This window comes from Bosea sp. 685 (assembly GCF_031884435.1).
Classification (GTDB): Bacteria; Pseudomonadota; Alphaproteobacteria; order Rhizobiales; family Beijerinckiaceae; genus Allobosea.
On sequence record NZ_CP134779.1, the window covers coordinates 4,020,624 to 4,038,807 of the forward strand.

At 64.8% G+C, this 18,184-nt stretch carries 14 protein-coding genes and 1 pseudogene; 3 read left to right on the forward strand and 12 right to left on the reverse strand.

Going from position 1 to position 18,184, the window contains the following annotated elements:
- Positions 1-96: 96 nt before the first annotated feature.
- Entirely contained in the window at positions 97-789 is a 693-nt protein-coding gene (locus tag RMR04_RS19995) for a GntR family transcriptional regulator (protein ID WP_311910099.1), read from the forward strand.
- A 232-nt stretch (positions 790-1,021) separates the two neighbouring features.
- Here RMR04_RS19995 and RMR04_RS20000 read toward each other — a convergent pair whose 3' ends face one another.
- From RMR04_RS20000 to RMR04_RS20050, 11 genes and pseudogenes are all read right to left on the reverse strand, one after another.
- On the reverse strand, positions 1,022-1,267 hold the full coding sequence (locus tag RMR04_RS20000) for a hypothetical protein (protein WP_311910100.1): 246 nt from the start codon (positions 1,265-1,267) through the stop codon (positions 1,022-1,024).
- Positions 1,268-1,551: 284 nt separating this feature from the next.
- A complete protein-coding gene (locus tag RMR04_RS20005) occupies positions 1,552-2,079 on the reverse strand; it encodes a hypothetical protein (RefSeq protein WP_311910101.1) in 528 nt (175 codons plus the stop codon).
- Between the two features lie 531 nt (positions 2,080-2,610).
- On the reverse strand, positions 2,611-4,470 hold the full coding sequence (locus RMR04_RS20010; protein WP_410492278.1) for an ABC transporter ATP-binding protein: 1,860 nt from the start codon (positions 4,468-4,470) through the stop codon (positions 2,611-2,613).
- Between the two features lie 120 nt (positions 4,471-4,590).
- A pseudogene (locus tag RMR04_RS20015) lies at positions 4,591-5,361 on the reverse strand (ABC transporter permease); the annotation flags it as partial.
- Complete coding sequence (locus tag RMR04_RS20020; protein ID WP_311910102.1) at positions 5,358-6,311, reverse strand: ABC transporter permease; 954 nt, start codon at positions 6,309-6,311, stop codon at positions 5,358-5,360. The gene RMR04_RS20020 and the pseudogene RMR04_RS20015, both read right to left, overlap by 4 nt.
- Before the next feature lie 28 nt (positions 6,312-6,339).
- Positions 6,340-7,911, reverse strand: a complete 1,572-nt coding sequence (locus RMR04_RS20025) for an ABC transporter substrate-binding protein (protein ID WP_311910103.1) — start codon at positions 7,909-7,911, stop codon at positions 6,340-6,342.
- Between the two features lie 393 nt (positions 7,912-8,304).
- Positions 8,305-10,068: a hydantoinase B/oxoprolinase family protein gene (locus tag RMR04_RS20030; RefSeq protein WP_311910104.1), complete on the reverse strand. Its 1,764-nt coding sequence runs from the start codon at positions 10,066-10,068 to the stop codon at positions 8,305-8,307.
- 10 nt (positions 10,069-10,078) lie between these two features.
- Entirely contained in the window at positions 10,079-12,124 is a 2,046-nt protein-coding gene (locus tag RMR04_RS20035) for a hydantoinase/oxoprolinase family protein (RefSeq protein WP_311910105.1), read from the reverse strand.
- A gap of 30 nt (positions 12,125-12,154) precedes the next feature.
- The gene (locus RMR04_RS20040; protein WP_311910106.1) at positions 12,155-13,285 is read right to left on the reverse strand and encodes an NAD(P)/FAD-dependent oxidoreductase; all 1,131 of its coding nucleotides are present in this window, start codon (positions 13,283-13,285) and stop codon (positions 12,155-12,157) included.
- Entirely contained in the window at positions 13,282-13,578 is a 297-nt protein-coding gene (locus RMR04_RS20045; protein WP_311910107.1) for an NAD(P)-binding protein, read from the reverse strand. Before RMR04_RS20045 ends, RMR04_RS20040 begins: the two co-directional genes overlap by 4 nt.
- Positions 13,575-13,832: a 2Fe-2S iron-sulfur cluster-binding protein gene (locus RMR04_RS20050; RefSeq protein ID WP_311910108.1), complete on the reverse strand. Its 258-nt coding sequence runs from the start codon at positions 13,830-13,832 to the stop codon at positions 13,575-13,577. Before RMR04_RS20050 ends, RMR04_RS20045 begins: the two co-directional genes overlap by 4 nt.
- 234 nt (positions 13,833-14,066) lie before the next feature.
- Between RMR04_RS20050 and RMR04_RS20055 the strand changes: the two genes are divergently transcribed.
- Positions 14,067-14,987, forward strand: a complete 921-nt coding sequence (locus RMR04_RS20055) for a LysR substrate-binding domain-containing protein (protein ID WP_311910109.1) — start codon at positions 14,067-14,069, stop codon at positions 14,985-14,987.
- A 585-nt stretch (positions 14,988-15,572) separates the two neighbouring features.
- On the opposite strand, the gene RMR04_RS20060 is transcribed toward RMR04_RS20055, so the two are convergent.
- Positions 15,573-16,460 (reverse strand): LysR substrate-binding domain-containing protein, encoded by an 888-nt coding sequence (locus tag RMR04_RS20060; protein ID WP_311910111.1) that lies wholly within the window; start codon positions 16,458-16,460, stop codon positions 15,573-15,575.
- Positions 16,461-16,628: 168 nt separating this feature from the next.
- Here RMR04_RS20060 and RMR04_RS20065 point away from each other — a divergent pair, with 168 nt between their 5' ends.
- Positions 16,629-18,179: an ABC transporter substrate-binding protein gene (locus tag RMR04_RS20065; protein WP_311910113.1), complete on the forward strand. Its 1,551-nt coding sequence runs from the start codon at positions 16,629-16,631 to the stop codon at positions 18,177-18,179.
- Positions 18,180-18,184: the final 5 nt, after the last annotated feature.

The following is an 18,184-nucleotide window of genomic DNA, read 5'->3' on the forward strand; positions in this document are numbered from 1 at the left end:
TGTTCATTTTTGATCAAAGATCATAAATCAGATATCAACGCAACGATGATTTCGCGCTGCGCCGATGACCGTGATAGATCGCGGGAGTCGAACACCTTGGATTTCAAGACGATGAGCCTCATGCGCCCTCAGGAGCTGCCCTACTCTCCGATCTCCCGCGCGACGATCCAGGAGCACGTCTACGGCCGAGTCCGGGAGATGATCCTGAACGGTGACATCGAGCCGGGCCGCACGGTGACGGTGAGCAGCCTGTCCGAAGCCTTTGGCGTCAGCGCCATGCCGGTGCGGGAGGCGTTGCACCGGCTCGTCGCCGAGAAGGCTCTGACTGTGGTGGCCGGCCGCTCTGTCGGCATCCCGCCGCTCAGCGCCGAACGGCTCGACGACCTCAGGCGCGTCCGCTGCGAGATCGAGGGCATGGCCACCGAGTGGGCCGCTGCGGCGATCACGCCTGCGCAACTGCGCCATCTGGAAGACCTGATTGCGATCATGGAGGCCGCGAAGGCTGAGAAGGACCGCGCCCGCTACGTGCCGGCCAATCGCGATTTCCACTTCACCATCTACAAGGCCGCCTCCTCGCCGGCCTTGATGGCCATCATCGAGTCGCTCTGGCTGCAGATCGGACCTTACATCAACCTGCTCAAGGAGACCGACAACTGGACGAGCGCCAACCGCGACCACAAGGCGATCCATGCGGCATTGCTCGGCAAAGATGCCGTGGCGGCCAAACGATCCCTCCAAGCCGATATCGAGCAAGCCGCGAAAAGCCTGGCCGGGCTTCTCGATATGTAAGCCGCGGGATGTTCGTCCAGTCGAAGCCGACCCATGCGAGGCGCGCAAGCTCGGCTGTTTCTAGACGCGCCGACGCAGCAGGGATGCGTTCGACCACGTGCGGCATCAGGATTGCGCTAGGTCTTTCGGGAGGACAGCGCCGGGAGCGGACATTCGAAAGCGCCCGGACAGCGGACGCAGCTGAAACGCGCGGAGCCATTGTCCAAGCACGCTGCCTACAGCCCCTTTCGTCTCAGCGACGGCTGCTCGAAACCCGAGCCTGATGCCCACTGGACAGGAACTGCATGAAAGCCGGCGGGAGCTCGATGAAGCCGAGCGCTTCCTGACGGATATCGAACTCCGCGATAGCCTCGGTCAGCATCTCGAATTCCCGCTCACCGTCAGAATCCCGCGATGATGAGATGAGCTGTGCAGCTCGCAGCACAGCAGCCTTCCGCTGTTCATAAGACGAGATCATCACGGCGTCGGCGTTGGGCATGACACCACCTCATCGCTACGCAACCTCACATCAGCCAAGCTAGTGACCCAAGCGCTGGAATACGAGTCGCTTATGCAAGATGGCTCGGTATCCGGCCCAAGACGCCCGAAATGGAGTTGGCTGACGGAGCGAGCTCGGAGGCGCCCGTCAGTTCGGCTATGCGTTCGGTCACTCGGCGCCCCAACGCTCGGGGCCGCCGAGTGACGTAGAATAGCCGGGTTGGATTGCAGTCGGCGAGCCTGATGATGGCTCCGGCAGCTGCAACTCAAGCTTTCGCTGCCAGGTCAGTTAATCGCTTTTACGCTGGAGAGGATCGAATCGATCGCCTTGCCGTGCTTCGTGCGTTCCTCATCGTTGCCCCAGAGCGTAAGCAGGACAACGCGGTCCTTACCACCGGGCAACATGATGAAATCTACAGTGGTCGGCTCATCCTTGTAGGTCGTCTCGAATTTGTAAATCGTCGCCGTGATGCCGTTCAGGTTCGTTTCAGCTTCGATTGGCTGATTTACTTTAATACCGGTATCTTTCATCCACTTCTGGTTGGCTTCCATCATCGCCTTAACATTCTTGATCGCCGCGAATTCAACAGAAATATAGACATCCTTGTTGGGCGACCAGCCCTCGTATCCGTACTTAACTTCTTTGGTAGCCCAATCGTTCGGGATCGAAACAATGATGGCCGGATCCTTGTCGGGGACGGCAAAATTCTTTGCGAGCACGGGGGAGCCAAGGAGTGACAAAGCGAGCGCAATTACGGCAGTGCGACGAAATTTCAACTTGATGCGCTCCACGACGCGAGATGCGGGCTGCATCTACGGCTTTCCACTAAGCGCGTTCACTGCGCCCAGGTGCAATGTATTTTACGTAACTCACTTAACCGACGCTGGGGCAGGAGCCGTAGAGCCGGCCGACGCACAAGCAGGACGGCCCTTCGAACCGACAAACTGGACTGCCCGACTCCGGACATTGGTGGCGTCGGCAACGGGCCAAGAGCCGACGCTCCCGGCCCATTGCCGCAATCTATGCCAACGAGACCTGAAATGAGCCGGCGATGATGGCGCTTGCGTCGTCCTTTCAGACCCACCGGCCATGCCGGCGCAGCGCCTGCCCGCATCGCCCCCCGGCGCTGCGGTCAATCGCTACGGTAGAGCCGCGAAGTCTTGGAGCCGTCGCGCCCCATCCGTGCTCGGACAGGGCCAACCGCCATCGTTGCGCATGAATGCGCCATAGACGCCAGTCGGACGTCGGGGTGAATCGCGCCATGAGAAGACGTTGGCTACCTGCCCGGAAGCGGAGGTTTAGGCCAGAGAGTGCCCTTTAGTGAGGAGCGGCAACCGAATAGTTCATGTGTCGCAACCCCACTCATCGCCCCAGACCATGACCGAGTGCCCGGACGAGACTACCCGGTACTGGCGGATCGGAGGCTCGAAATTGGCCGGTCTGATCGGACTTCTGATCTCGGCGTTGGACACGAGCCGCGGTTGACGGCGGCGGGCCGGGTCCGCGATCGGCACCGCAGCGAGCAGCCGTTTCGTATACGGATGCTGAGGATTGCCGAAGATCGCCTCGCGCGGGCCGATCTCGACGATCTCGCCGAGATACATCACCGCGACCCGGTGGCTTACGCGCTCCACCACCGCCATGTCATGGGAGATGAACACGTAGCTCAGCCCCATCTGGGCCTGCAGATCGAGCATCAGATTGACGACCTGCGCCTTCACCGACACGTCCAGTGCTGAGACGGCCTCGTCGGCGACGATCAGGCGCGGTTCGAGCGCCAGCGCACGGGCGATGCATATGCGCTGGCGCTGGCCTCCCGAGAATTCGTGAGGGTAGCGGCGGGCCATGTCGGCCTGCAGCCCGACCCGCTCCAGGAGATCCGCGACCTTGTCTCGGGCTTTGGCCGGCGTGGCGAGACCGTGGATGACGAGCGGCTCGGCGATTGCCGTGCCGACCGTCTCGCGCGGATTGAGGCTGCCGAACGGATCCTGGAAGATCATCTGGATGCGTCGGCGCTGCTCGCGCAGTTTGTCCGCGCCCAGCTTTAGCATGTCCACGCCGTCGAGCAGGATCGAGCCGGCTTCCGGCTCGATCAGCCGCAGCAGGGAGCGCCCGGTGGTCGACTTGCCGCAGCCGGATTCCCCGACCAACGCCAACGTCTCGCCCGCGCGCAGGCTGAAGGAGACGTTCTCGACCGCGTGTACCCGCCCCGTGATCCGGCCGCGAAGGGCGGAGCGGATCACGAAGCGCGTCGTCAGACCGCTGACCTCGAGGACCGGTCGCTCGCGATCCCTGACGGTGTCCGGCACCTCGGTCGGAATGTCCGACGCGCCGGTGCTGCGATCCACGATGGGGAAGCGCATGGGCCGCTCGCGACCATTCATGGAGCCGAGCTTCGGCACCGCTGCGAGAAGCGCCTTGGTGTAGGGATGCTGCGGCTGCTGGAAGATCTCGGCGGTGGTACCGGTTTCGACCGCCTCGCCATTATACATGACCACGGTCCGGTCGGCGATCTCGGCGACCACGCCCATGTCGTGGGTGACGAAGAGAATCGACATGCCCTCTTCCTTCTGAAGCTCCTTGATGAGCTCGAGAATCTGCGCCTGGATCGTGACGTCGAGCGCCGTGGTCGGTTCGTCGGCGATAAGAAGCTTCGGCTTGCAGGACAGGGCGAGCGCGATCATCACGCGCTGGCGCATGCCGCCTGAGAGCTCGAAGGGATATTGATCAAGGCGGCGCTCCGGATCGGAAATGCGGACTTTCCGGAGCATCTCCAGCGCGAGCTTGCGCGCCTCGGCCCGCGAGCAATCCCGATGCGCCTGGATCGCCTCGGCGATCTGGTCGCCTATCCGGTAGACCGGATTGAGGCTGGTCATCGGCTCCTGGAAGATCATGGCGATGTCGTTGCCGCGCAGGGAGCGTGCCGTCTCCTCGGAAAGACATGCCAGATCGTATATCTTGCCCGATTTCGAGGCGAATTCGATCCGCCCGTCGGTCACACGCGCGACACCTTTCGGCAGCAGCCCCATAATCGACAGGCTCGTGACCGATTTGCCGGAACCGGACTCGCCTACCACCGCCAGGGTCTCGCCGCGCTGCAGGTTGAACGAGATGTCCTTCACCGCGGCCACGGCGCCGTTCGACGTCGCGAACTCGGTGCGAAGCCCGGTCACCGAAAGCTGGAAGCCATCGACCAAATTCACGCCGGTCCGATCCTGGGTGTTGCCATCGAGCGCCTCGTCCTCGGGCAAGCCTCGCAGCTTGGTTGTGCGGGGATCGAGCACGTCGCGCACCGCGTCGCAGAGCGAGTTGACGATGAAGATCGTCGTCACCAGCGCAGCGCAGGGCCAGACGAGGCCGAACGGATTGATCTCCAGATAGGCGCGCGCGCCGCGGATCATCAGGCCCCAGGACGGCGTCGGCGGCACGATGCCGAGCCCGAGGAAGCTCAAGCCGGATTCGACGACGATCGCGGAGGCGACGACCAGCGAAAACTGCACGAACAGTGGCGCCGCGATGTTGGGCAGGATCGTCCGCCGCAGGATACGGGAAGGGCCCGCCCCCAGGGCGCGCATCGCTTCGACATATTCCTTCTGCTTGACCGCGCGGACCTCGCCATAGGCGATCCGGGCAAATTCCGGCGCGTAGAAGACAGAGAGCGTGACGATCAGCGTCGCCGTGCCCGGGCCGGTCAGGGCGATGACGAGCAGGGCCAGCAGGATCGGCGGGAAGGACAGCATGAACTCCGCCGTGCGAACGGTCAGCACCTCGGCGATGCCGCCGAAATAGCCGCCGACCATGCCGGCACTGATGCCGACCAAGGCCGCTACCATGCCGGTCGCGAGGGCAACGCTGAGCGACACCTGCGCGCCGTAGAGCAGCCGGCTCAGCACGTCGCGGCCGAACTCGTCCTGCCCCAGCCAATGCTCGGCCGAGGGCTGTGCCAGCCGCCCGCCGATATCCAGTGTCAGTGGATCGTAGGGAGCGATCACCGGCGCCAGGATGGTGATCAGGATCAACATGGACAGCGCGATCAGCGACGGCGCGAGATGGCGCGCCTTGGGATTCCGCCACAGGGTGAGCAGGCCGTTCATGACGCGCGCACCTGCGGATCGAGAACCGAATGGAGCACGTCGACAACGAGGTTGAGCAGGATGAACAGCGTCGCGGTGACGAGCACCACCCCCTGGACCTCCGGATAGTCCCGATGCTCGACGGCCCTGACGAGGAAGCCGCTCATGCCCGGCCAGTTGAAGATGAACTCGACGAGCACGGTGCCGCCGAGCATCGAGCCCATCTGCAGGCCGGTGACGGTCAGGACTGGCCCCAACGCATTGCGCACGACGTGCCGGCGCAGGACGCGCGGCTCGCGCAGGCCTTTCGCGCGCGCCGTGCGCACCCAGTCCTGCTGGAGCACGTCGAGCACGGTAGAGCGCGTCATGCGGATGATGATCGCGGACAATCCCACGGCCACGGCCGTCGCCGGCATTAGCAGCAGCGTGAGATGCGTTGTCGGGGACTGGCTGAACGGCACATATCCGCCGGCCGGCGCGATGCGCAGCAACAGTGCGAAGACCAGGATGAACAGGGTGCCGAGCACGAAGGTCGGAACGGACAGGGCGAGGCTTGTCGCTGTGCCCAGCACCCGATCGATCCCGCGCCCCCGGTTCCGCGCGGCGAGGACGCCGAGCGGAATTCCCACGAGCAGGGACAAGGCTGTCGCCGCCGCGATCAGTTCGAGCGTGCGCGGCAGGCGCTGCGCGATGTTGCGCAGGACCGGCTCGTTGTCGAGGAAGCTCCTGCCGAGATCGCCGCGCGCCAGGCGCGCGAGATAGCTCGCATATTGCTCCGCGAGCGGGCGGTCGAGGCCGAGGCGCAAGCGCAGCTCGGCTGCGACGGCGGGATCGGGCTTGCCGCTGTCGGCCGAGAGCATGACCTCGACCGGATCACCCGGCACGACATGCAGGATCATGAACACGGCGGTGGCGACCATGAAGATCATCACGGCGGCCACCGCGCACCTTTTCACAATGTAAGCGAGCATGATACGGCTCTGTGACCTCTCTGCCCGCTCAGCTGGCGGAAGCGGTGTCGAAGGCCATACCGACCTGATTGTTCATCTGGTCCGACAGGACCTTGAAGCCCTTGATCCGGTCGCGCACGCCCCAGCCTTGCGCGCGGAAATTGAGGAAGGTGACGGGAACGCTGTCGGCGACCGCCCGCTGCAGATCGGCATAGATCTTCACGCGCGCGCCAGTATCGCTTTCGTGGCGGCCCTTGTTCAGCAGGTCGTCGAGCTTCGGGTCCGACAGGCCGAAGGAGCGGCGATAGGAATCGGAGCCCGAGCCGAAGAAGGCGGTCAGGTCGTCGGGATCGCCGAGATCCGGTCCGCCGCCGTTGATGGCGAAATGATAGCGCCCTTCATTGCCCTGGCTGACCCGGACACCCCATTCCGGCAGGCTGAGCTTCACCTGCACGCCGATGGCGGCCAGATGCTGTTGCATGATCTCGGCGATGTCCTTGTGGAAACCGTAGGTGCTGGTCGCCAGCAGCGTCGCCTGCACGTTCTGGGCGCCGGCCTCCTTCAGCAGGCTCCTGGCGCGATCGGGATCGTAGGGCCAGAGATGCTCGAGCTCGGCGACGGCATAGGGAGACCCAGCCGGCAGCGGCACACCGTCCAGGACCTTGCCGGCTCCGAAGAAGGCCGCCTTGACGATGTCCTCGCGCTTGACGGCGTGAGCCACTGCCCTCCGCACCTTAGGATCGACGAACGGCCCTTCCTTCAGGTTGAAGGCCACATACATGAAGGAGCCGAGCGAGTTCTGGAGCGTCAGACCCTTGGTCTGCGAGAGACCCTTCATACTTTGCCACGGAACATATTCGATGATGTCGACATCGCCGGCGTTGAGGGCCGCGATGCGCAGGCTGTCGTCGGAATAGGCGACGAAGCGGACGGTCTCCGTCGCGGGCTGGCCGGGCCGGTAGAAATCGGTCCTGGCCTTGAAGGTCAGCGAAACACCCTTTTCCGAACTCTCCAGCCTGTAGGGGCCCGCACCGATCATCGCATCGGGATTGTCCATCTTCCTGGCGAAGACGATCGGAGCCATTTGGCCGGCCAGCGCCAGAATGAAGGAGGGCGTCGGCTGCTTCAGCACGATCCGGACGGTCTTCGGGTCCTCGACCGCGATCGTCTCCACCGCTTGGAAGGCCTGGCGGACATAGGCCGTGGACTTCTCGCCACGGATGGCGTCGAACGAGGCCTTGACGTCTTCCGCCATCACCGGCTCGCCATTCTGGAAGGTCGCGTTCGGGCGGAGCTTGAAGCGATAGGTTCGGGGATCGGGCTGCTCCCAGGACTCGGCGAGCTCAGGCTGTACGACGCCCTTCTCGTCGAAGCAGAGAAGCCCCCGGAACAGCAGGGCCTTGACCGTCACCGCGGCCTGGCCCGACCAGTCGAAGGGGCGCAGGTTCGGCGGATAGGCCGACAAGGCATAGGTGATCGTACCGGGAGCCGCTGCCGTCGCGGCCTTCGACAATGCCGCGGGAACGAGCAGGCCGGCGCCGATTGCGGCGCTGCCTTGCAGGAACTGACGGCGGCCCTTCGAGAAGTACCGACCTTCCGACGTGTTGCGATTGTTCGCCATATCCCTCTCCTTTTTGTTTTTCGTTGGAATTGCATGCCCACCGCGCCGCGGGACCACCATTCCATTGCAGATGAGCCATGTTCGGCTTCGGCAGACATCGATGAGCTCTTTGGCCGGCCTACGAAGCTCCCTTTCCGAGGCCGCGGGCCGACTGGATCAGCGGAACCGCGGCGGGGCTCCTCCATCGCGCCCTGAACCAAAGTCTCCATCTTCAACCTATAAGTCCAAGTCGAAATTCCTAAGCTGGTATTCCTGAAGTTATGGGTCTTGCCGACAAGCCGGAGCTGTTGGCTGCGAGCGCCGAAGCGCTCGTGCCTCGCGTTGAGCTTGACGATGGATGCCTGCGCTGCCCGCCGAACCTTCAGACAGCGGCGGAGCTCATGGCAGCATCGGCTAGGCGGCCGACTTTCTGCGCCCCTCGCGGAGAAGCGTCAGCGCCTGATCGACTAGCACGTCGCCATATCCGGCACGGGCGTGCTCTTCGGTCATGATCTCGTTGAGCAGGTCGGTTGCGATGAGCGCGACCGGCCGCTCGGCCGGATGCCCGAATCCGCCACCGCCGGGCGTTGCGATGCGGACGGTCTCGCCGGCATCGATCAGCAGTTGGGCGATCTTCGAGGGCAGTGCTTGCTCGCGCCCGGTTCCGGGGTTGCGGGTGACGCGGCCCACACCACCGGGCCCGCCGCCCTCCGCGCCGGGCGCACCGGCTTTGTGCCGGTCCGAGCGCGCTTCGAGGTTGGTCCTGTCATGCAGCGCCCGCACGGTGCGCGCGATGCCCATGCCGCCGCGCCAGCGGCCGCAGCCCGCGGAATCCCGGACCAGCGTGTATTCCTCCACATGGAGCGGGAATTCGTTCTCCATCGCTTCTGTCGGCAGGTTGAGCGAGTTGGTGACGTGAACATGGATCCCGTCCATGCCGTCGCCGTCGCAGCGCGCCCCGCCGCCGCCGCCGACCGTCTCGCCGCAGATATAGAAGCTGCCATTCTCGGGGCGGTGGCCGGAAAAGCCGAACGAAGGCAGCACGTCGTAGGCCGAAGCGATCCGCGTGCCCGGATCCACCAGCGGCTGGAAGGCGCCGAAGATCGCGCCGGCGAGGCGCTGGCAGGCGATGGTGCGCGAGCCCACCGGGGCGGGGGAGCGCGGATTGACGATGGTGCCTTCCGGCGCCCGTAGCACGATCGACTCCATCATGCCGGAATTCGCCATGAGCTCCGGATCGAGCAGAGCCTTGACGCAGTAATAGGCCGTGGCTCTGAGTGCGTTCTCGGCGACGTTGATCGCCCCGCGCGCCTCCGGCCCACTGCCGGTGAAATCGATCACGAGCTTGCCTCCCTCGACGCTGACCGCGGCGCAAAGCGGCACCATCTCGCCGTCGGGCAGGCCGTCATCGTCGAGCCAGGCCGTAAACTGGCTGGAAGCGCCTTCTGCCAGCCCAGCGATGCGCAGGTCGAGCCGCCGCTTGGTGTAGTCGAGAAGGTCCTGGATGCGCGCCTTGAAGCCCTCGACGCCCATGCGGCGCACCAGTTCCAGGGCAGCATCCGAACCCCGCGCATTGGTGGCAATCTGGACTCGAAGGTCGAGCAGGCGCTCCTCCGGCAGGCGCGAATTCAAGGCGATCAGATTGAGCAGGTCCTCGTCGACCGCGCCTTCGCGGCAGACCCGCATCACCGGGATGCGCAGGCCCTCCTCGAAGATCGAACGCGCTGTCGGCGAGGTCGAGCCCGGCACTGCGCCGCCGACATCGGTGTGGTGGCCGATGTTGACGGCGAAAGCGATCAGGTCCTCGCCCTGGAACACCGGCGTCGCGACCGAGATGTCGGGCAGATGGGTGCCGCCGGCGGCATAGGGGTCGTTGGAGATGAAGGCGTCACCGGGGCGGATCTCGGCGCGTGGATAGCGCGCCAGAAGTCCCTCAACAACGCCCATCAGCGAGCCGAGATGGATGGGGATATGCGTTCCCTGCGCCACCAGCCGGCCCTTGCCGTCGAACAGCCCGACGGAGAAGTCGCGGCGTTCCTTGATCTGCGCCGAAAAGGACGAGCGCATCATGTTGATCGCCATGGTCTCGGTGATCGAGAGTAGGCGGTTGGCGAAGACCTCCATCGCGATCGCATCGAAACCGGCGATCGACCCGGCAGCTCTGTTGGACATCGTCATGGTCAGGCCCTCAACGCTGCAGCGTGATATGGATATTGCCGAAGCCGTCGAGCTCGGCCGTCTGGCGCGGGAGAATGACGGTCGTGCCGCTCATCTCCTCGACGATCGCCGGCCCTTCGAACAGCACGCCGGCCGGCAGGAGTGCGCGCCGGTAGATCGGGGTGTGGATCCAGCCGCGCTCTGGGCCGAGATAGACTTGGCGCGTGTCGAGCCGGGCCGCGCCGAGCGAGATGCCCTGCGCGGGCACGACGGTCTCACCCTTCCTGACGTGGCAGACTGCCTTGAGCCGGACGTTGACGACCTCGATGTCGCGCCCCTCCAGGCTGTATCCGAACTGGTCGGCATGAGCGCGATGGAACTTGCTTGCGAATGCGGCGAGCATGCCGTCGCCCAACGCGTCGAGAGGCACCGGGATGTAGTGGCTCTGGCCGCGATAGCGCGCGTCCAGAGTGAAAAGCAGTTCCTTGGCGGCATCGGGAATCGCTTCCGTTTCGAGCCAGGCATGGCCGGCCGTGGATAGTTCGGCGCCGAGCGCGACGAGCTCCGCCCAGCTCTCGCCATTCACATGGATGAGCGCCGTGCGGACGTAGTCGCGGCTGAGATCTGACAGCAGGACACCGCGCGCGCAGAGCGTGCCAGGTTCCTGCGGGACGACAATCTTGTTGAGACCGCATTCCTCCGCGACGTCGGCGGCATGCAGGGGGCCGGCACCGCCGAAGGCGAAGAGCGTGAAGGCGGCGAGATCGTGCCCGTGCTCGATCGAGACCGAGCGGATCGCCCGGCTCATATTGGCCGTGGCGATGCTGATCACGCCATGCGCGGCGTCCTCGACCGAGATGCCGAGTGGATCGGCGATCTGGCTGCGGATCGCCGCATAAGCCAGGCCGCGATCGACCTTCATCCGCCCTTCGAGCAGGGCCACGGGGTTCAGCCGGCCGAGCACGATATTGGCGTCGGTCAGCGTGACCTCGGTGCCGCCACGCAGATAGGAGATCGGCCCGGGCATCGCGCCGGCACTGGTCGGGCCGACCTTGAGCGCGCCGGCATCGTCGAGCCGCGCGATGCTGCCGCCGCCGGCGCCGATGACGTGGATGTCGACCATCGGCATCCGCACGGGATGCCCCGCCACCAGCCGGCTCGAGGTGAACTGGGCCCGGCCGCCGGTGATCAGCGACACGTCGGTACTGGTGCCGCCGACATCGAAGGTGATGATCTCGGTCTCACCAATCTCCGCCCCGATCCGGGCCGACCCTATTACCCCGGCCGCCGGCCCCGAGAGACAGGTCAGCACCGGCAGTTCCTCGACGGTCTGCACCGGCAGCAGGCCGCCATTAGAATGGAAGGTCAGCGGCTCGACGCGAATCCCGCAGGCTGCGATCTTCTCGCGCAGGCGGCGCAGATACTTCTGGGTATGAGGCCCGACATAGGCGTTGAGCACGGTCGTCGAAAAGCGTTCGTATTCGCGGAACTCGGCGACGACCTCGGAGGAGACGCTGACATAGAGCTCGGGTGCGACCCGCCGGATCAGATCGCGCACCGCCCGCTCATGCTCGGGGTTCCGATAGGAGTGCAGGAAGCCGATCGCCACAGCCTTGACACCGCTGTCGCGCAGCTGGACGACCAACTTCTCGACCGCGTCGAGATCCGGGATCGCCAGCACAGTCCCCGATTTGTCGAGGCGCTCGTCGACCTCGACCCTGCGATGCCGCTCGACCAGTTCCCCGGGCTTGCGCACCGACCAGTCGAACAGCGAGGGCCGGGTCTGGCGCCCGATCGCCAGGACGTCGCGAAAGCCCTTGGTGGTCAGGAGGCCGGTCGGGACACCGCGCCGCTCGATCACCATGTTGGTGGCGACGGTCGTGCCATGGCCGACATAGCCGACATCCTCGGGCGAGACCGCGTTGAGTTCGAGCATCTCGACGATGCCCGACGAGATCGCCCGCGACGGATCGTCCGGCGTCGACGGCACCTTGTGGAAGGCGGTCGGGCCGCCCTCAGTGTTGACCATCACGAAGTCGGTGAATGTCCCGCCTACGTCCACGCCTATCCGATACATGTCGCCTTCACTCCCTATGGTTCGCCGGCATCACGCCGCCGCGCGCTGCGACATCAGCCGCGTGGCGCCGAAGCCTTCGATTGATCGTTGCGTGCTGCCTTGGATGACGAGATCGGCCATGATCGCGCCCACGACTGGAACAAGCTGGAATCCGTGCCCCGAGAAGCCGAAGGCGTGAAACGCACCCTTCGCGTTCGGCGAGGGGCAGATGACGGGCAGGTGATCCTTCGTCGCGGCCTCCATGCCGGTCCATGTCCTGACGATGCGTAGCGCGCTGATCGAGGGGAACAGATCGGTCGCGGCACGCGCGCCCTTGGCCAGTTCCTGGAAGTCTACGAAGCTCTTCTGGGCTTCGATATCGGCGTGGCCCTGCAGGCCTCCGCCGATAACAAGCGTTCCCTGGTCGGATTGCTTGAACGAGAGCGGCCGGTCGACCACGCTGACGACGGGCTTGAGCAGTGGCGCGATGCGCTCCGTGACGATCATCATCGAGGCCTTGAGTCCCAGCGGGATGTCGTCGCCCAGCATCGCGGCGATCTTGCCCGCCCAGGCGCCGGCGGCATTGATCACGGTCGGCGCGACGAAATCCCCGGCCGCGGTCTGCACGCGCCAATCGCTCCCGGCCTGTTCGATCGCATCGACGCCGATGCCCTCAAGGATCGTCACGCCTGCAGCCTCCGCGCTGCGCCGGAACGCCTGCAGGGTCCGGTGCGGATCCGCCGCGCCGTCGCGCCGGGCGATCAAGGCCCCCACGCAGTGCGGCGAGATCGCCGGCACGAGCTTCAGCAGCTCGGTGCGGTCGATCAGTTCCTCATGCGCGTATCCGGCCTCCTGCATCCAGGCGAGACGGCTTTCGAGCTTGGGCAAGTGGTGCACGTGCTCGGCAATGTTGAGCTGGCCATGAGCATGGAAGCCGCAGCCATCTCCGACGATCGCGACGATACCATGCCACATCTCCATGGCTTCAAGAGCGATCGGGATCTCGGCGGGATCGCGGTTGAGCGTGCGGACGCCGGCTGCCGTCGCACCCGAGGCGTGGCGCCCGACCCACGACCTTTCGAGGATGGTGACGCGACGCCCGGCGCGGGCGAGATGCAACGCGGCTGACAAGCCGTGAAGGCCCCCACCAATCACGAGCGTGTCGAAAGCCTTGCCGCTCATGACAGGGAATCCATCATGTCGAGCGCGGCGAGCTCACCCAATGTGACGGGCTTGTAGTCGATATCGCTGGCGCGAAACCGGCCGACCACAGCCGCGCCTTCGGCATAGGCATTGCCGAGAAGGCCGGCCCGCGGAGTCCCGGCGACTGTCTCGATATTCCGCCAGATCTGCCCGCGGGGCGATGGCTGTTCTTCGACGACGAGCACATCCGGACCATGCCGCTTGGCCACGATGGCCGCCGACATTCCAACCGGGCCGGCTCCAACATTGAGCAGATCGAAATGCCGGTTCATGGCGTCACATCCGGCCGGCCTTGCTGGCGCTCGATCCGCATGCCCTCGCGAACCGGCGCGAGGCAGTCGAAGCACACGCCCATCATGCAGTAGGAGGCACGCCGCGCTCCCGAAACCGGCGTCGTCCGCGACCAGAGCGGCGCCTGCCGGAGGAGCACGGCTGCAACGCGTTCATCCGCGACCGCGGCGACGGGGTGCCCATCGACATATACCGTCAGCGAACCGCCTGTGTCCTGATCCAACTTCCTGAACATGAAAGTGCCTTCGGGGTGTTTCGGGGCGAGGCCCTTAACGGCAGTTGGCCAAGAGCCATGAGTCGGCGCGAGAATCCGCCGCAGGCCTGCCTGCCAGAGCCCGCCTTGCTACCTCGAAATGCCTCGTCGGCCTTGAGCCACGCATGATGTTCCCTCCGTGTTGACGACGGTAGGAAGCGGGATACTATTATGTCCAATAGAAATTATACCGCACTCTATTCCCAGAGTTATAGCATGCCTCGTGCACTCAACCTCAGACAGATCGAAATCTTCAAGGCGCTGATCGAGCATGGCACGGTCAGCCGCGCGGCCGAGGCGCTTTACATCTCGCAGCCGGCCGCGAGTAAGCTCCTGATGCAATTGGAGAAGGACAACGGCCTCAAGCTCTTCGATCGCTACAAGGGCCGGCTGGTGCCCACCGCGCAGGGCTTGCGGCTGCATGAGGAGGTCGCCCGGATTTTCGTCGGGGTCCGCCAGGTCGAAAGTGCGATTGGATTGATCAAGCGCGAAGATCAGGGGCGCCTGGTCGTGGGCGTGATCCCCGCACTCAGCGGCGCCTATATCCAGCGCACCACGATGAATTTCCTCAAGCGCAACCCGAATGTCTATTGCTGGATCAAATCGCCCAGCTCGCAATGGATCCCCGAATATGTCCTGACGCGTGTTCTCGACATCGGGATCGTCACCGCCCGCGTCGAGAACCCCTTCATCGTCACCGAACCGCTGTTCGAGCACCCATTGCTATGCATCATGCCGGTCGGGCATCCGCTCGCCGAACGCAAGGTCGTCCGCCCCGACGACCTGAACGGTGTGCCGTTCGTCGCCTTCAACGTCGAAACCTATACGGGGCAAAAAGTCTCGACGATGCTCGAGAAGTACAATGTCAGATCCAATATCGTCCTGACGGCGGATTCAAATGCCACGCTTTGCCAATTCGTCGCGGCCGGGCTCGGCGTCTCGCTCGTCCATCCCCTCTTCATCGCAGGGGTGGAAAAGCAAGTGGTCGTGCGCCCGTTCGAACCGATCATGCCCCTGGATTTTCTGGTCTGCTTCGGGCGCGATGCCAGAAACCCCCAGCTCATCTCGGACTTTGCGAGCGAAGCGAAAACAATGGCCACCCGCTTTATCGACGACCTCGCAACAAGCTGGAGCTGAGCCGGCTTGTCGTTCAGCTGCATCTCGGCGCGACCGTCAGTGCCGAAGACGTTCTTTGTCTCGGTGAGGCCGCTCAATGGGAGCCATTCAAAATTGAACTCGGTCTTGTTGCACTGAGGGACTTCTTGCAGCAGCTGCCACCGGGAATGGACTGATCCTAGGGGGCAGGTTGGGCTCACCAGGCACATAGCAGATTTGATCCGAAAAGCTGGGCGTCCTGCTCGGACCAAGTCTTCCTAGGCAGAAAGGCCCGCAGCGGCACAAGCCACTTCCAGGGGAGAGAAGGGCGCGGGTGAGAAATGCTCATCGGCCGGCCTGTCAGCCCACCGGAAACCCGACGTTGCCCGAGGCAGCAAAGTGCCAGACGCCGCCGTTCCCGGCCCATTGCCGCAATCTATGCCAACGAGACCTGAAATGGGCCGGCGATGATGGCGCTTGCGTCGTCCTTCTAGCCCCACCGGCCATGCCGGCGCAGCGCCTCCTGCATCGGCCCCGGCGCTGCCGTCCCGCGCCGCCCGGGCTCTAGTCTGGTCGCAAGGGTCGTCGCCCCCGCCCTGCCTCAACCTGACAATGGCCCCGACAACCTCATCCCAAGCCAGGCTTTCGCCTTGTCAATGATCTCGTCGGCCAGCAGCAGGCGCGGGCCTGCGGCGGGCGGATGGCGACGTAGGAGATTTCGATTTCCGGCGTGAGGGGGCGGCTCACCAGCTCGCCCCGCTCCGCGACGGTCACCGGATCGGAGATCGCGATGCCGTCGCCGCGCGCGGCAAAGCCGCAGCAATTGGCCATCGAGGTCTCCATCAGGGTGGCGGGAGACAGGCCGGCCTGGGCCAGGATGGTGTCGAAGCTCTGACGCACCGGGGTCTTGCGGCCCGGCAGCAGCAGGCGATAGGCGACGAGGTCGCGCGGCGTGATGCCGGACAGCGCGGCGAGCGGGTGATCACGGCGCATCGCGACGACGGCATGGGTGGTGGCGAGCGGCTGCGCCGGCAGGCCGGCATGGCGCGGGGAGCCGAAGACGAAGCCGAGATCATAATGATGGTTGGTGATCATATCGCAGATATGGTCGGTGCTCTCCACGTCGAAGACCACCGAGACGTCCGGCTGCGCGCCCATCAGCCGCGACAGGATCTCCGGCAGGCAGGAGGCGGCCAAAGCCGGCATCGCGGCGATGCGCAGGCGCAGCCCCCGGGAGCCGCGGATGTCGTCGGCGATGGCGCCGATATGGTCGAGGCCGAGATAGAAGCGCTCGACCTCGCGATAGAGCCGGATGGCTTCGGCGCGCGCGACGAGCCTGCGGCCATCCCGGTCGAACAGCCTGAGATCGACGGCGATTTCGAAATCCCGGATCAACCGGCTGACCGCCGGCTGGGTCACATTCATCATCTGCGCCGCCAGCGTGATGCTGCCGGTCAGCATGATGCCGCGAAAGGCTTCGACCTGCCGGGGATGGAGGCGCAGCTGTCGATTCATAGCGCGCCTCGGTCCGTGGGATGCGTCGGCCCATATAACATTAGCTTATGCTGATAGGCCGTAATGCGATTTTCAAGCAAGAGCGCGATCCTGTAGGGAGCGGGGACAACGCGGCAGCAGACGAACGACTGCCGCGAGACCACGGGAAACGACAAGGACGCGCCCGCCATGAGGATGACTGTGCTCGCTGCCGTTCTGGCAGCCTCCGCCCTGGGCGCTCCAGCCTCAGCGTGGAGCGAAAGCCTGACGATTGGGCTGGCCGCCTCGACGACCTCGATGGACCCGCAATTCTACGTCGTCGGTCCCAACAGCGCGATGGCGCGCAATATCTTCGACGGGCTGGTCAACCAGGATCAAAAGCAGCGGATCCAGCCGGCATTGGCGGAATCCTGGAAAGTCGTGGACGACACGACCTGGGAGTTCAGGCTGCGCCCGAACGTCAAATTCCATGATGGCAGCGCCTTCAGCGCCGCCGATGTCGTCGCCAGCATCAACCGCGTGCCGCTCGCCTCGCAGAACAGCCCGAGCTCCTTTGCTGCTTATGTCCGCGACATCGCCGAGGTCACGGCGGTCGACCCGCTGACGGTCCGCATCAAGACCAGGGGGCCGACGCCGCTCCTGCTCAACAATCTCAGCCGCATCGCGATCCTGCCGGCCGCGATGGAGAAGGTGCCGACGCAGGAGCTCAACACCGGCCGGGGCGTCATCGGCACGGGCCCGTTCAAATTCGCCTCCTGGACGCCCGATGACAGGGTCGTGCTGGAGCGCTGGGACGGCTATTGGGGCGGGAGACCGGCCTGGGACAAGGTCACCTTCCGCGTCTTCAAGAACAGCTCAGCCCGCGTCGCCGCGATCCTGTCGGGCGATGTCGACATGATCGAAAGCATTCCCACCGCCGATATGCGCAATATCGAGAAGGCGAATGCGCTTGGTGTCGTCAACATCGCCGGCAATCGCATCATGTATCTCCACATGGACCAGGCACGCGATGTCTCGCCCTTCGCGAGGGGGCCCGACGGCAAGAACCCGTTGAAGAACCCGGATGTGCGCCGCGCCCTGTCTTTGTCGATCAACCGGCAGGCGCTGGTCGAGCGCATCATGGACGGCCAGGGCGCGCCCGCCGGCCAGCTCGTGCCGGACGGCTATTTCGGCTACGACCCGGCGATCAAGCTCGACGCCTATGACCCGGCGAAGGCCAAGGAGCTTCTCGCGAGGGCTGGCTATCCCGGCGGCTTTGCGCTGACCTTCCACGCTTCGAATGATCGCTATCCCAACGATTCCAAGATCGCGCAGGCGATCGGCCAGATGTTCAGCCGCATCGGCATCAAGACCGAGGTCACGACCATGCCCGGCAGCGTCTATTTCACGCGCGCCTCGGCCCTCGAATTCAGCTTTATCATGGGCGGCGCGGCGGTCGAGACCGGCGAGGCCTCGGGCGTGCTCGGGCCGATCCTGGAGAGCTATGGCGAGAAGGCGGGCCAGGGCAATCGCGGCCGCTACTCCAACCCGCAATTCGACAAGGCGCTGAGCGAGGCCCGCGCAACGCTCGACGACGCCAGGCGCGAACAGCTGCTGCGCGCGGCGACGCAGACCGCGATGACGGATCTCGGCGTCATCCCGGTGTTCTTCCTCGCCAACACCTGGGCGCTGAAGAAATCCCTCAGCTATGAGGGCCGCTCGGACGGCTACACCCTCGCCTCCGACGTGAAGCCGAAATAGCCGGC

Bases quoted from the DNA above. Each gene is read 5' to 3' on its own strand.
- RMR04_RS20000 (WP_311910100.1), bottom strand. From the start codon at position 1,267: ATGCCCAACGCCGACGCCGTGATGATCTCGTCTTATGAACAGCGGAAG.
- RMR04_RS20005 (WP_311910101.1), bottom strand. From the start codon at position 2,079: ATGCAGCCCGCATCTCGCGTCGTGGAGCGCATCAAGTTGAAATTTCGT.
- RMR04_RS20020 (WP_311910102.1), bottom strand. From the start codon at position 6,311: ATGCTCGCTTACATTGTGAAAAGGTGCGCGGTGGCCGCCGTGATGATC.
- RMR04_RS20025 (WP_311910103.1), bottom strand. From the start codon at position 7,911: ATGGCGAACAATCGCAACACGTCGGAAGGTCGGTACTTCTCGAAGGGC.
- RMR04_RS20030 (WP_311910104.1), bottom strand. From the start codon at position 10,068: ATGACGATGTCCAACAGAGCTGCCGGGTCGATCGCCGGTTTCGATGCG.
- RMR04_RS20035 (WP_311910105.1), bottom strand. From the start codon at position 12,124: ATGTATCGGATAGGCGTGGACGTAGGCGGGACATTCACCGACTTCGTG.
- RMR04_RS20040 (WP_311910106.1), bottom strand. From the start codon at position 13,285: ATGAGCGGCAAGGCTTTCGACACGCTCGTGATTGGTGGGGGCCTTCAC.
- RMR04_RS20045 (WP_311910107.1), bottom strand. From the start codon at position 13,578: ATGAACCGGCATTTCGATCTGCTCAATGTTGGAGCCGGCCCGGTTGGA.
- RMR04_RS20050 (WP_311910108.1), bottom strand. From the start codon at position 13,832: ATGTTCAGGAAGTTGGATCAGGACACAGGCGGTTCGCTGACGGTATAT.
- RMR04_RS20055 (WP_311910109.1), top strand. From the start codon at position 14,067: ATGCCTCGTGCACTCAACCTCAGACAGATCGAAATCTTCAAGGCGCTG.
- RMR04_RS20060 (WP_311910111.1), bottom strand. From the start codon at position 16,460: ATGAATCGACAGCTGCGCCTCCATCCCCGGCAGGTCGAAGCCTTTCGC.
- RMR04_RS20065 (WP_311910113.1), top strand. From the start codon at position 16,629: ATGAGGATGACTGTGCTCGCTGCCGTTCTGGCAGCCTCCGCCCTGGGC.